14 protein-coding genes are annotated in these 13267 nt (G+C 57.3%); 6 read left to right on the top strand and 8 right to left on the bottom strand.

The genetic code is table 11. From position 1 onward, the window contains the following. Position 1 precedes the first annotated feature (1 nt). Positions 2 to 1150, bottom strand: a complete 1149-nt coding sequence (locus tag G463_RS0110895) for an iron-containing alcohol dehydrogenase (protein ID WP_026975196.1) — start codon at positions 1148 to 1150, stop codon at positions 2 to 4. Positions 1151 to 1368: 218 nt separating this feature from the next. On the opposite strand from G463_RS0110895, the gene adhP reads away from it, so the two are divergent. The 3 genes from adhP to G463_RS0110880 all read left to right on the top strand — a co-directional run bounded on the left by adhP (position 1369) and on the right by G463_RS0110880 (position 4449). Continuing rightward, the gene (adhP, locus tag G463_RS0110890) at positions 1369 to 2382 is read left to right on the top strand and encodes an alcohol dehydrogenase AdhP (RefSeq protein ID WP_026975195.1); all 1014 of its coding nucleotides are present in this window, start codon (positions 1369 to 1371) and stop codon (positions 2380 to 2382) included. A gap of 88 nt (positions 2383 to 2470) precedes the next feature. Next, positions 2471 to 3991, top strand: coding sequence for an acetaldehyde dehydrogenase ExaC (gene exaC / locus G463_RS0110885; protein WP_026975194.1), 1521 nt, complete (start codon positions 2471 to 2473; stop codon positions 3989 to 3991). A gap of 80 nt (positions 3992 to 4071) precedes the next feature. Further along, entirely contained in the window at positions 4072 to 4449 is a 378-nt protein-coding gene (locus G463_RS0110880) for a DUF779 domain-containing protein (protein WP_026975193.1), read from the top strand. A 36-nt stretch (positions 4450 to 4485) separates the two neighbouring features. Here the strand turns inward: G463_RS0110880 and G463_RS0110875 are convergent, their stop codons facing one another. From G463_RS0110875 to G463_RS0110855, 5 genes are all read right to left on the bottom strand, one after another. Continuing rightward, the gene (locus tag G463_RS0110875) at positions 4486 to 5241 is read right to left on the bottom strand and encodes a glucosamine-6-phosphate deaminase (RefSeq protein ID WP_245575874.1); all 756 of its coding nucleotides are present in this window, start codon (positions 5239 to 5241) and stop codon (positions 4486 to 4488) included. Further along, positions 5238 to 6428: an N-acetylglucosamine-6-phosphate deacetylase gene (gene nagA / locus G463_RS0110870; RefSeq protein WP_026975191.1), complete on the bottom strand. Its 1191-nt coding sequence runs from the start codon at positions 6426 to 6428 to the stop codon at positions 5238 to 5240. Before nagA ends, G463_RS0110875 begins: the two co-directional genes overlap by 4 nt. A 108-nt stretch (positions 6429 to 6536) precedes the next feature. Beyond that, a complete protein-coding gene (locus G463_RS0110865; RefSeq protein ID WP_026975190.1) occupies positions 6537 to 7964 on the bottom strand; it encodes a PTS transporter subunit EIIC in 1428 nt (475 codons plus the stop codon). 74 nt (positions 7965 to 8038) lie between these two features. After that, positions 8039 to 8512, bottom strand: coding sequence for a PTS transporter subunit EIIC (locus tag G463_RS19995; protein WP_051322208.1), 474 nt, complete (start codon positions 8510 to 8512; stop codon positions 8039 to 8041). Positions 8513 to 8679: 167 nt separating this feature from the next. Then, the gene (locus G463_RS0110855; protein WP_035486914.1) at positions 8680 to 9534 is read right to left on the bottom strand and encodes a PRD domain-containing protein; all 855 of its coding nucleotides are present in this window, start codon (positions 9532 to 9534) and stop codon (positions 8680 to 8682) included. Positions 9535 to 9689: 155 nt separating this feature from the next. Here G463_RS0110855 and G463_RS0110850 point away from each other — a divergent pair, with 155 nt between their 5' ends. The 3 genes from G463_RS0110850 (at position 9690) to G463_RS0110840 (ending at position 12605) form a co-directional block, all read left to right on the top strand. After that, the gene (locus G463_RS0110850; RefSeq protein WP_156900175.1) at positions 9690 to 9959 is read left to right on the top strand and encodes a hypothetical protein; all 270 of its coding nucleotides are present in this window, start codon (positions 9690 to 9692) and stop codon (positions 9957 to 9959) included. 239 nt (positions 9960 to 10198) lie between these two features. Then, on the top strand, positions 10199 to 11584 hold the full coding sequence (locus G463_RS0110845) for an FMN-binding glutamate synthase family protein (RefSeq protein WP_035486935.1): 1386 nt from the start codon (positions 10199 to 10201) through the stop codon (positions 11582 to 11584). Between the two features lie 154 nt (positions 11585 to 11738). After that, a complete protein-coding gene (locus tag G463_RS0110840) occupies positions 11739 to 12605 on the top strand; it encodes an aminoglycoside 6-adenylyltransferase (RefSeq protein WP_026975186.1) in 867 nt (288 codons plus the stop codon). A gap of 40 nt (positions 12606 to 12645) precedes the next feature. Here G463_RS0110840 and G463_RS22845 read toward each other — a convergent pair whose 3' ends face one another. Together G463_RS22845 and G463_RS0110835 are read right to left on the bottom strand one after the other, a co-directional pair. Then, positions 12646 to 12888, bottom strand: coding sequence for a hypothetical protein (locus G463_RS22845; RefSeq protein ID WP_156900174.1), 243 nt, complete (start codon positions 12886 to 12888; stop codon positions 12646 to 12648). 132 nt (positions 12889 to 13020) lie between these two features. Next, the coding region (locus tag G463_RS0110835) for a transposase domain-containing protein (protein WP_211227411.1) at positions 13021 to 13267 on the bottom strand (247 nt) is incomplete at its 5' end.

Here is a 13267-nt window from a genome sequence, read left to right as displayed (position 1 = left end):
CCTACATCGCCTGACGGAGAAGTGCCGCCACGTCATCCTCTGACATGTCTCGCGGATTGGTCACCATGCACACATCCTTCACCGCATTGTGACTCAGAATGGCAATCTGTTCGTCCCTCAACCCCAACGTGGACAGCGTCGTTGGAATGTCCAAATCATCCGCCAACTCCCGCACGGCTTCGATAGCCCGTTTGGCGGCTTGCGTGGAACTGCATCCCGCGACGGGTTCGCCGAACGCCTCTGCGATTTTTCCATATTTTTCAGGACATGCGATGCAGTTGTACTGCATCACATACGGCAGCAGAATGGCGTTCACCTCACCGTGCGGAGTATCGAGCATTCCGCCCAACTGGTGGGAAATGGCGTGAACGGCCCCCAGGATGGCGTTGGAAAAAGCCATGCCTGCCTGGAGACTGGCCATGGCCATCGCCGCCTTCGCCTCGTGATTGGATTGACATGCGGTAGACGGTCGGAGGTAACGCGCCACCAACCGTATGGCCTGAAGAGAATAGACCTCGGTGAGCGGCGTTGCGGCGAGCGATACATAGGACTCAATCCCGTGTGTCAGCACATCCATTCCTGTATTCGCCGTCAACCGCCGATCTTTCGTCGTGAGGGTTTCCGGATCAACAATGGCAATGTCGGGGATCAACGATTTAGACACAATGGTCATTTTCACGCTGCGGTTTGTATCCACAATGATGGAGAACTGCGACACTTCCGATCCGGACCCAGCCGTGGTGGGCACCATCACCATGGGGGGCAGCGGCGACTTGATTTTGTCCACGCCCTCATATTGATGAATGGTTCCCCCGTTGGAGCCCAGCAGTGCAATCGCTTTCGCCGCATCGATCGCGCTGCCTCCACCAATGCCGAGCACCGCGTTGCATTCCGCGTTCAGGTATGCTTCAACGCCTGCATGTACTTCGAAGTCTTTTGGATTCGGAGAAGCGCTTGTCCACAAATGATATTCCAGGTTGTGTTGTTTCAAGTGATGAACCACTCGCTCAACCCATCCATGCGCCAATACCCCTGGATCGCTGCCGATGAACACTTTCCGAGCGCCCAACCGCAGCAGACACTCTCCTACCTGTGAAAGAGCTCCAGCCCCAAAGATGATTTCAGGAGTTACGAATTTCGTGATCCGCACGCTCTTCCCCCCTGAACCTTTGGTTTTCCCCCGCCGAAAAAACGTTCAACCGGCCGATTTTTTGTCCAATGCACCGAAGAATCGACGCTTGATTACCAGTCATTAGAAGTATACGACTTGAAAACTCAATCTTTCAACAAGAAACAACATTGGCATCATTCTTGCTCATACATCTCTCCGCAACACCAAGCACTTTCTGAAAGAAAGGGGACATGACCATGAAAGCTGCAGTCGTGAATCAGTTTCATCAGAAACTGGAGATCAAGGAGGTGCCAGTGCCAGAGGTTGGCTACGGGGAAGTTCTGGTCAAGATCAAAGCCTGCGGGGTTTGCCATACAGACCTCCACGCAGCCCATGGGGATTGGCCTGTGAAACCCAAGCTTCCCTTGATCCCCGGTCACGAAGGCGTTGGCACCGTGGTCAAGTTGGGAGAAGGCGTAAAATCTCTGAAAGTTGGAGATCGAGTGGGTATCCCGTGGCTTTACTCGGCCTGTGGTGAATGCGATTACTGTCTCACCGGTTGGGAGACACTCTGCAAGCATCAGTTGAATGCCGGCTACTCGGTCGACGGAGGCTATGCCGAGTATTGCAAGGCTCCCGCCGCCTACGTGGCAAAAATCCCCGACGAATTGACGTTTGAAGCAGCGGCCCCCATCTTCTGTGCAGGCGTTACCACCTACAAGGCGTTGAAGGTCACCCAGGCCAAACCCGGAGAGTGGGTGGCAATTTTCGGAATCGGCGGCTTGGGCCACGTCGCTTTGCAGTACGCCAAAGCCATGGGACTAAACGTCATTGCGGTCGATATTCACGATGAAAAGCTCCAGTTGGCCAATGAACTGGGGGCCGACTTCACCGTCAACAGCCGCCAGGTAGATCCCGTGGCAGAGATTGAACGTCTCGTCGGCGGCGCGCACGCTGCGGTGAGTGTCGCGGTCACACCGAAAGCGTTTGAACAAGCCTATCAATCCGTACGACGCGGCGGTACGCTGGTGGTGGTTGGACTCCCCACCGGAGACATCCCCATCCCCATTTTTGACACCGTGTTGAACGGAGTCACGGTCAGAGGCTCCATCGTCGGAACTCGCAAAGATCTTCAGGAGGCCCTGGACTTCGCCGCTCGAGGCAAGGTCAGAACCATTATTGAAACCCAACCCCTGGAGAAGATCAACGACGTATTCGAGCGAATGGAGAAGGGCCAAATCAACGGCAGGGTCGTCCTCACACTGGAATGACGGCGAACATCGCATATTTGAATCCTGTCCACCGTATATATCTACCGATTTAATGCAATCGCTTACACGTCCGTGGAGGTGGATCTTTGTGTTGTACGAAAAGCCGGGTTTGCCCGGCAGCAAGGTGACCTTTCGCAGCCGCTACAACAACTTCATAGGCGGCGAATGGGTTCCCCCGGTCAAAGGCGCATATTTCGAAAACGTATCTCCGGTGAACGGAAAACCGTTCTGCGAGGTCGCGCGCTCCACCGCCGAGGACATTGAACTGGCGCTCGACGCCGCCCACGCAGCCAAGGTGAGTTGGTCCAAGACATCCCCAGCCGACCGGGCCAACCTGTTGAACAAGATTGCAGATAGAATGGAAGCCCATCTGGAAATGCTCGCGGTGGCGGAAACCTGGGAAAACGGCAAGCCCATTCGCGAAACGCTGGCCGCCGACATTCCGCTGGCCATCGACCACTTCCGTTATTTCGCCGGAGCCATCCGCGCTGCGGAAGGGACCATCAGCGAAATCGGCCACAACACCATCGCCTACCACTACCACGAACCCCTCGGCGTCGTGGGGCAGATCATCCCTTGGAACTTCCCGCTCCTGATGGCCACATGGAAGCTGGCCCCGGCATTGGCGGCGGGGAACTGCGTGGTTTTGAAACCAGCGGAGCAAACCCCGTCCAGCGTCATGGTGCTGATGGAGTTGATAGCCGACCTGCTGCCTCCGGGTGTCGTCAACGTGGTCAACGGTTTTGGCATTGAGGCCGGAAAACCGCTCGCCAGCAACAAGCGGGTCAACAAAGTGGCGTTCACCGGAGAGACGACGACGGGACGCCTCATCATGCAGTACGCGTCCGACAACATCATTCCGGTCACGCTGGAGTTGGGCGGAAAATCGCCGAACATCTTCTTCGAGGACGTGCTCGCACAGGAGGATGCGTTCGTCGACAAAGCGCTCGAAGGATTCACCATGTTCGCGCTCAACCAAGGCGAAGTCTGTACGTGTCCGTCCCGCGCGCTGATTCAAAAGAGCATCTACGACGACTTTATAGAACGCGCACTGGCGCGCACCCAGAAGATTGTTCAGGGAAATCCGCTGGACACGGAAACCATGATTGGCGCGCAGGCGTCGACAGACCAGTTGGAGAAGATCCTCTCCTATATCGAACTCGGCAAACAGGAAGGCGCCAAATTGCTGTGCGGCGGTGCACGCGCCGAGCTGCCGGGCGATCTGGCCGGCGGATACTATATTCAACCCACCCTGTTTGAAGGCCACAACAAAATGCGCATTTTCCAGGAAGAAATTTTTGGTCCCGTGGTCTCGGTCACGTCGTTTACCGATGAACAGAACGCGGTGGACATCGCCAACGATACGCTGTACGGGCTCGGTGCCGGGGTCTGGACGCGCGATGTGAACCTCGCCTTCCGCATGAGTCGCGCGATTCAGGCGGGACGCGTATGGGTGAACAACTACCACAGTTATCCGGCACACGCCGCGTTCGGCGGTTACAAACAATCCGGCATTGGTCGAGAAACGCACAAGATGATGCTGGAACACTACCAGCAGACCAAGTGCGTGCTGGTCGACTACAGCAGCCAGGGTCCGGGATTGTTCTGAAGCCTGCAGCAGGGGGCGGGAACCAAGGGTTCCTGCCCTCTCTGCAAATCCGCATCGACGAGATCAGGGGGGAATGACCGATGGACACACGGCGAGTCGTCGCCACCGATGCCGCGCTGACATGGATTGAACAACTCCGGGCCAAACACGGGCCGCTCATGTTCCACCAGTCCGGCGGATGTTGCGATGGCAGCGCACCCATGTGTTACCCACTCGGAGAATTCAAAGTCGGACCGCAGGATGTTTATCTCGGCGACATTGGCGGATGTCCGTTTTACATTGGCGCCGCGCAGTACGAGTACTGGAAGCACACACAGCTGATTATCGACGTGGTGCCGGGCCGCGGCAGTGGATTTTCCGTCGAAAGTCCCGAAGGCATTCGCTTTCTGACCCGTTCACGCGGTTTTACCGACGAGGAATGGCAGCAAATTCTATCCGAATCCGCAGGTGATGTCTGAGCGCCGTCTCCCAAAGCGGAGGCCCTCCTCTCCACGTCAGCTCAGATCACCGAAAATATCCTGGTCCGTAAACACGGTGACATGGGGATGGAGTTGGAGCAGCGACGCCGGCACGTCCGTTCCCAGCCACCCTGAGAACGCGCGGATCAACGCGTCGCGTTTCGCTTCGCCAAACGCGAGCAATACAATCTGTTTGGCACGCAGAATACCTGCCATCCCCATCGTGATGGCCTGCTCCGGGACGTCCCTGGCACTCGGAAAGAAGCGGGCATTCGCCAACCGCGTGGATTCACTGAGCCGCGTCACATGCGTGTTCATCGCGAGTCGGCGGGCCGGTTCGTTGAATCCGATGTGGCCATTCTTTCCAATTCCGAGGATCTGGACGTCCGGCCATCCGTACTTCATCAGGCTTTCATCGTAACTTCGGCAGTTATCCTCCAGGTTTCCTATCCCCTTTGGAATGAACATGCGATCCGGCCGCACCGGCAAATACCGGTACACATACCGCCACATGTAGTGATGGTAGCTCTGCGGATGTTCCGGCGACAATCCCACGTATTCGTCCAGATTAAACCCCGTTACGTCCTGCCACCGGGTGAGCAGTCGAGGATTCTCCAGCGATCGGCGCACCAACTGTTCGTAGAGCCCGAGCGGCGTCCCGCCGGTGGCGAAGCCGAACACGGGGCGCTCCGTGTTTCTCAGGACGTCCAGGATCACGTTGGCCGCCAGTTCATGCAAGTGCGACCTATCTGCAGCCACCACCCATTCAACGCGTTGCCGTCGAATCGTCACCGCCGACAATACACTTCTCTCCCCTGCACAAAGGTTCGCGCCACCGTCAGATTTTCATCCAGCACCACCAGATCCGCGTCGTATCCGACGGCGATGGCGCCCTTCCGGTCTCCGAGTCCCAATTCCCGCGCCGGTGTGGTGCTGGCCATGATGACGGCATCTTCGAGGGAGACGCCCACGCGGGAGACCATGTTTCGCACCGCCGCATCCATGGTCAACGTGCTGCCCGCCAGCGTATGCCCGTCCTTCAACAAGGATTTGCCCTCCGTCACGACAATCTCCAGTTCACCGAGTCGGTACCGGCCGTCCGGCCTACCGGTTGCTGCAATGGCGTCGGTGATCAGGGCAATTCGATCCGGACCTTTCACACGAACCACCAGTCTCATCACATCGGGATGCACGTGAAGCGTATCGGCAATCAACTCGCAGGTCACATCGTCCGCGAGCAGACACGCCCCTGCGGCGCCGCCCTCGCGGTGGTGCAAACCGGTCATCGCATTGAACAGATGGGTCGCCTGCGTCGCTCCTGCTTCCATCGCCCGGACTATCTCTGCAAACGTCCCTTCCGTATGACCAATGGATGGGATGATTCCGCGTTCCCGCAACCAGTGGACCAACGCCAGCGCCCCAGGCTGCTCCGGCGCCAGGGTGACCTTTTTCACCAGTCCTGGCGACACATGCTCGAACGCCCGCATCACCTCGACGGACGGGGCGAGTACATGCGCCGGGTTCTGCGCCCCCACCTTGCGCGGTGAAATGAAGGGACCCTCGAGGTGCACGCCCAAAATCCGCGCGCCATCATCCGGCGACGGGCTTTGCTGCACCCTCCGCGCCGCCTGTAAACTTTGGAGGATGGAGGCCACCGGTGCAGTGAGCGTGGTGGGCAGCCAGCCGGTGGTGCCGTGCCGCGCATGAAACCGTCCAATCCTCCGCAGCGCGGCGGGCGTGCCATCCATCACCTCGGCGCCATCCGCGCCATGGACGTGCAGATCGATGAACCCCGGAACCACCCATTCCCCGTCCACGTCCACCGTCTCCACCGCCCGTTCCATGTCCTCAGGTGGCTTACCATCCCCGACTTCCGTGATCATACCGCGCTCCAAGCGGATCCATCCGGCTTGGCACGTCGCGGCGCCGGTCACCAGCCTCGCATTCTTGAGCAACAGCGACGCATTCTGAACGGTCAAATGTCCTCACCTCCCGATCCATTCCCTTCGGCGCACCATTCCATGCGGTCGTGTACCTCTACTGTCCATTTGAGACCGCTCGAGCCCCGCGCCGCGGAGCCCTCCCTTTCACAGCAGCGGCTTTATCTCATCCACCAACAGATCCGCGATGGTCCCGACCACAATTTGCGCATTGTGCCGATTGAGCTTCATCACACCGCTGGCTCCCAACTGTTTGAGCCAAAGCTCGTCAATTTTCTCGACATCTTTCACGTTCAACCGCAGCCGTGTCGTGCACGCTTCAATTTCCAGGATGTTCTCCGCACCTCCGAGTGCGCGCACGTACTCCAGCGCCCGATGCTCTGATGAACGTCCAAAGATGGACGTCGTGTTTTCCTCATCTTCACGCGATGTGGCAGCGCCGACCTGGTATTCGTCGAGAATGAATCCCCCACCTGCGGTACCCGCGCCTTCCAGTTCACGTCCTGGAGTCTTGATGTCGAAAATCCGAATGCTGAAATAAAACACCACAAAATAGAGTACACCGACAACCAACCCAATGGGAATGAGCCACCAACCGTGCGTAGCGTGATTCCGGTTGAGGATGTAGTCAATCAACCCGGCAGAAAACGTGAATCCGTCGCGAATGCCCAGTGCGTACACCACCATCAGGGTCAGTCCTGTCAAAACGGCGTGCAAGACGAACAAGAGCGGCGCAAGAAACATGAACGCGAATTCAATCGGTTCGGTCACCCCGGTTAAAAACGCGGTGAACGCCGCACTGCCCAATACGCCAGCCACCGCCTGCCGTCGTTCCGGCCGGGCGGCCAAAATCATGGCCAGCGCGGCCCCTGGCAGACCGAACATCATGATGGGGAAGAATCCCGCCATGTAGCCTCCGGCCGTTGGATCTCCCGCAAAGAAGCGGTTCAGGTCTCCGGAGACTCCGTGATAGGAGCCGTAAACAAACCAAATGTACGTGTTGATGACGTGATGCAGGCCGAACGGTATCAGCAGACGGTTCAACAACCCGTACAGCCCGGCGCCGACGGCCCCCGTGGCCGCCAACCAATGTCCCAACGTGTTGAACGCGTCCTGAACGAACGGCCAGACCACGCCGAACACCAGCGACAACATGACGGACGTCAGGGTGATGAGAATCACCGCCAGACCGCGTCCCCCAGCTAAGAAGTCCAATCCGCGAACGCGCGCCCGGCTGAACAGATTGAATAGCCATCCGGTCAACAGGCCGGCCACGATGGCGCCCAAATAGCTGAGATTGTTGTCGCTGTGAATCGCCTGTGATCCGTAAGAGAGGACTTGAAACGCTACAAATCCGGCAAGGCCCGCAAGACCATGGTTGTCCTTGGCCAATCCGACCGCAATCCCAATGGCGAAAATGGCGGGAAGGAAATTGAACACCGCATTGCCCGCGGCGGCCATGAACGGAATGTTGAGCGTGTCCGGCTGCCCCAATCGCAGCAGCAGACCAGCCACCGGCAGAACGGCGATGGGGAGCATCAGTGCCTTGCCAATTCGCTGCAGTTGACCCAGCATAACCATCCTCCTCGTGATGGAACGTTTCGAGAAAAGTTCGCAGAGAAATCCATTACGGTCATTGGCACGATTCGTCACCGCCACGTATGGCCGAGAATGAGCGCGACAAACAAGGAGGCCAGCGCCGTGACGAGCGGCACAAATCGCCGTCCACCGAAAAATCCAAGCCAAGCCGGAAGCTTGGTCCTGTAGAAGCGATTGTACATGACACCCGCGAGAACGCCTGCCGTGAGCCCGGCCACCAAAATGAATGCGCTCTTATCGTCCGTAGGAATGGACTTGGAGAGCGCGCTCGCGCCTTGAATGATGACCTCATACCCGAGAAACGCCGCCAGAGCCGCCGCCCCTTGATGCTCCTTCGCCATACCGACGGCAATCCCAATCGCCAGAGCGGCCGCATAGTTCGATAGAATGGCGTACCCGACGGAGACCAGAAACGGAACGTGAAGCACTGTCGGCAACCCCAGCCAATAGAGAATGGCACCAATCCCAAGCACCACCGCAACCACCAAAAGGATAGGCGAAAACGTACTTACTTTTGCTGACATCCAAGTCCCCCCTGTGCTCAACTTGGCAATCCGGTGCGAAAACAGAAAAATAGGCAGACAAGAGCCATTTCAGCTCATGCCTGCCTATTCCTCGCAGTCGCACGCCTTTCCAAGACCAATAATACAAAATATTCGAACATAATGCAATGCAGTGTGGTGGACGAACGTTAGTCCAGGTGGCCCGCGGTGAACCGCGCTATGTGCATCGCGAGGTAAGAGACTTCATCCTCCGGTACGCGTTTCTTCAAGCGCGCCTCTAACACCTCGGCCACCCACTTTGCCATACGGTACGGCTCCGGCAGCTTTTCAGCGACTGCGTCGGCCAGTGGGTGGTGAATCGGTTGATCCCGCAGGATTCTCTGGATGGCAAAGCGCAGGTGGATGACCAATCGCGTATAGTTCAATCGATCTTTCAGAAGTTCCGCCCGCAAGGCGTGTTTCATCGCCCGCACCGCGGTATTGACGGCATCTGTCACCCGCACCGTCTCCGATAAACCGCGCTCATGCGTCGCAGAATGAATATGCAGCGTCAGAAATCCCACTTCTTCATCGGGGATGGGAACGCCAAACCGTTCCGCAATCCACTCCGCTCCGGTTTTTGCGATGTTCCACTCCTGGGGATACAAAAGACGAATCTCATCCAGAAACGGATTCTCAATGTTCAGGCCGCCCCGCAACCGGGTCAGGGCGAACCCGATGTGATCCGGAAGCGCCACGTGGATGTGTTCATGCAGCGGTCTTTGCAGGACGTGCAAAGTCAGCGCGATGAGTTCCTCCGCCACCCCCACGACCTCCGGAGCAACGACGGAGAACAGTTGTTCAAAGTGATCTTTGTTGTCCTGAGTCATCAGGGAAAAACGTTTCTCAATTCGCGGATCCGTACCGTCGATGTACTGTCCACGTTTCGCCCCGAAGCCAATCCCTTTGCCAATCAGAATCTGTTCCTCTCGCCCCTCGGTCAAAACGACGAGAACATTGTTGTTCAGTGCTCTGACAATGTGGTACTGCCCCACTGGCCGCATCGGACAATCCTTCCCCTCCCGTCGACGGTAGAAATCGGACCGCTCCTGATTCGTCTCGCGTGATGCATGTCTTTCTCCCATCTCCACACCATTCCCTGCATGGACCCGCTTCGCTTTGGCGAAGATAGCAAACGAGTCAAAGGAGGGAGCGGATGATGTCCGATTCGTTTACAGACAACGAGCAACGCGGAATCCATGCGCGGACGACCAGCGTGATTGTCAAGCCCTTTCATGCTGTCGGAGATCCTGACGACATGGCCGCTGAACACCCCCAAGTCAGAGGGAGCTCTGCAGAGTGCGGGCCTCGTCGAAATGCTGAACGCATGCACGCGACAGACACAAGCTACGGCTGGTATACCAGCCTGGTCAAGGACAGTGACACACCGTCCGAGCCGGAAGGTCCGCAGCCGCTCAGCAGTCGGTGACACCGCCGGAGGCATCCTCCATGGCGGGATACCTCCGGCGCAATTTTCCTCAAACCCCCGTCGTCCCTTCACTTCCATCGCCGGCACATCCGTCCTCCCCAATCTGTATCAAAGAGCCATCTTGTCCCGATGTGTGTAACGCAGCATGTGGGTCAAACTATCCAGGAATGATTCGCATGTGGGAAACACCCTGTCCATGCGCGAAGGTTGAATGTATTCAGACGCGGAGGCCTGTGCACATGATTTGGTTCGTGGGGATGCAGCTGGTGATATGGGCGACGTTGGGACTGCTCGCGTTGCTCACCGCCCCCCTCTGGGGCCGGTGGATTTTCCTACGTGTGTTCCGAGACGCCGTCAGAAAATTGTTTGAAGAACCGTATACGGACAACATTGCGGAAGGTCTCACCGGTGTACGGAAATTTGGTATCCAGTGGGTCATTGAAAACGAACTGCGGTCTCACGAGGGCGTGCCACTGGCAAAGCCCATCGGAACCACACGGCATTTTCCGCACTTCGACGGATTGCTGTTTTCCCCCGTCCCCCTCCCGGGAAGGGCCGTGGACCATGGGCAGCCGGTTGCGACGGAGACCATCATCGGGAAGCGAGCGCGCCACCCCATGGTGTTGTCCATGCCCATCATGATCTCCGCCATGGGATATGGCGTAGCCTTAAGCAAACCGTTTGTCCGAGCATTGATGAAGGGCGCAGCCTTGGCCGGTACCTCGGCCAATTCCGGACAGGGCCCCTGGTTGCCGGAGTTTCGGGAGCTCGCGCACCGTTTGGTGGTTCAATTTCACGCCGCCCCCTGGTGTCCGCCGGAAGTCGCCTTCCGGTCCGCCGACATGATTGAAATCCGCTTCGGCCAGGGTGCCAACGTCAACTGCGGAACGGTTGTGCACAGTTCCGACCTGACCCCGGAAATCGCCCAGGATATGGGAGTCCCTGATGCGATGAACACCGGAAGCTATATTCCAGCCGGCATCCCCGGCGTGCATAACTCGCGTTCCCTGCGAAAGCTGGTCAATTCACTGCGGCGTATGAGCGGCGGGGTCCCCGTGGCCGTAAAAATTCCGGCCGGACATGCATTGGAAAGCGACCTGCAACTGGTGGTCTCCGCTGGGGTGGATGTTATCGTCATTGACGGTGCACAGGGAGGTACGCATTCTTCCCCGGCCATCCTGGTCGATGACTTCGGCCTTCCCACCTTGGCCGCCCTCTGCCGGGCACAGCGCTACCTAATCCGCCAAGGGCTGCGACATCGCGTCGACCTCGTCATTTCCGGTGGTCTGCGGACGCCCGGCGATATGCTCAAAGCGTTGGCGCTCGGCGCCGACGCGGTGTACATTGGCACCGCTGCACTATTTGCCGCGACGCATACGCAGATTGTGAAATCCATTCCTTTTGAACCCCCCACCGCATTGGCCTGGGCCAAAGGCCGGTTCAGACACCGGTTTGATGAAGACGAGGGCGCACAGAGCCTGCACAAATTCCTCATCAGCTGTGTGGAAGAGATGAAGGTGGGCGCCCGGGCGCTCGGCAAGCATTCACTTCACGAGGTGACAGCGGACGACCTCGTGGCATGGGATCCCGACGTCGCCCGCATCACCGGTCTGCCTCTGATATGACGGGTCGCACAGATGCCGTCGGCGCGGGCGGTCTCTGTCGAGCATGCGCTGACTCCCCCCGAACGGAAACGATGCGCGACAACCCATGCAAACCGACAGGAACAGACGGGAAGGTGTGGAAAGTCTGTGTAGTGACGTCAAGGGGGACTGCACTGTGAGAAATGAACGAGAAATGATGGGTCTGATACGCACATTCGCCGAACAAGACGAGCGGGTTAGGGCGGTCATCATGAACAGTTCGAGGGTGAATTCGAGCATCCCCCGCGATATTTTGCAAGACTACGACGTCGTCTTCCTCGTGTCCCGCCTCGATGCCTTCATCCGTGATCGGACTTGGATTCAGCATTTTGGAAAACTGATCATCATGCAAACGCCCGATGAGAACGTACTGTTTCCAAACAACAGAGACGGTTTTGCGTTTCTCATGCTTTTTGAAGATGGCAATCGTATTGACCTCACCCTATACCCGGTGGAGAAAAAAGACCAGTACGTGCCCGACAGTCTCAGCGTGGTGCTGATGGATAAGGACAACCTTCTGCATCCTCTTCCAGAACCCAGTGACCTCGATTACAGAATCTCACCACCGACAAAGGAGCAATTCGCTTGCTGCTGTAATGAATTTTGGTGGACCTGTACATATGTCGCGAAAGGAGTGTGGCGTGAGCAACTGCCCTATGCGAACTTCATGCTGGAGCATCCCGTCCGAAGCATGCTTTCGTTGATGCTGAAATGGTATATCGGGATGCAGACCAACTTTGCGGTGAATGTTGGCGCCTGCGGCAAATACTTTGAAAAATATCTCGATCCGCGCATCTGGACCGAATATGTTCAGACATTCCCCAATGGGACATACGAAAACATGTGGAGGTCCTTGTTCGTCCTGTGCGGCCTCTTTCGGAAGCTCGCGACGGCTGTGGGCCATCGGTTTGGCTACGATTATCCGGTGACGGATGACGAAAACGTGACAAACTACCTGCTGCGGTTGAGGGAGTTGCCGAAAGACGCAGACAGCACCTTTTGATGTCAGACGGAAGAATGTATCGTTGCTGAACGCATTGACCTCAGTATTTCGGCATCCCTAATTCCATCAAGCGCACTGGTTTAATATCAAATTCCTGCTTCATCGGGACTGCACTCAATAATGCACATACGGAGGTTAAATTGTCAGCTTCGACAAGCAAATAGAAAACATGGTCTGGGTGACCCATCGCAGCAAAGTGGATTTTTACACCCAATTCCTCGCAACGGCTTGGTATGGACGGGAAAAATTCTTGTAATGCCTGCCTGATTTCTTCGTTATACATGCCGCAATTATCAACGTCGTGTCTTGGTAAGCGTCAAACCCCTCACACCTTGCGCTTCTCCAGACTTCGTGCGAGAGTCATGCACAGCAACAATCAGCCCCGCCAGGGAACCCAGCGGGGCGATTTCTCATGCTATGCTTTTTTCCCGCGCCTGCGGATCCGTTCCGGCAGGCGGTCCGACCACGGGAGTAACTCATCCATCGCCGCCCGGTCGTCCGTTCGGATGTTGGGCAACCGCTCGAACAGGTATTCCAGGTACAGATACGGGTCCAGCCCGTTCTCCTTGGCTGTCTCCACCAGGCTGTAGGCAATGGCGCTCGCCCTTGCCCCGCGCGGTGTATTCGCGAACAGGAAGTTCTTGCGACCTATCACAAACGGC

It is taken from the genome of Alicyclobacillus contaminans DSM 17975, assembly GCF_000429525.1.
In the GTDB taxonomy this organism is placed as follows: Bacteria; Bacillota; Bacilli; order Alicyclobacillales; family Alicyclobacillaceae; genus Alicyclobacillus_A; species Alicyclobacillus_A contaminans.
This window is presented reverse-complemented; position numbering and strand designations above follow the sequence as displayed.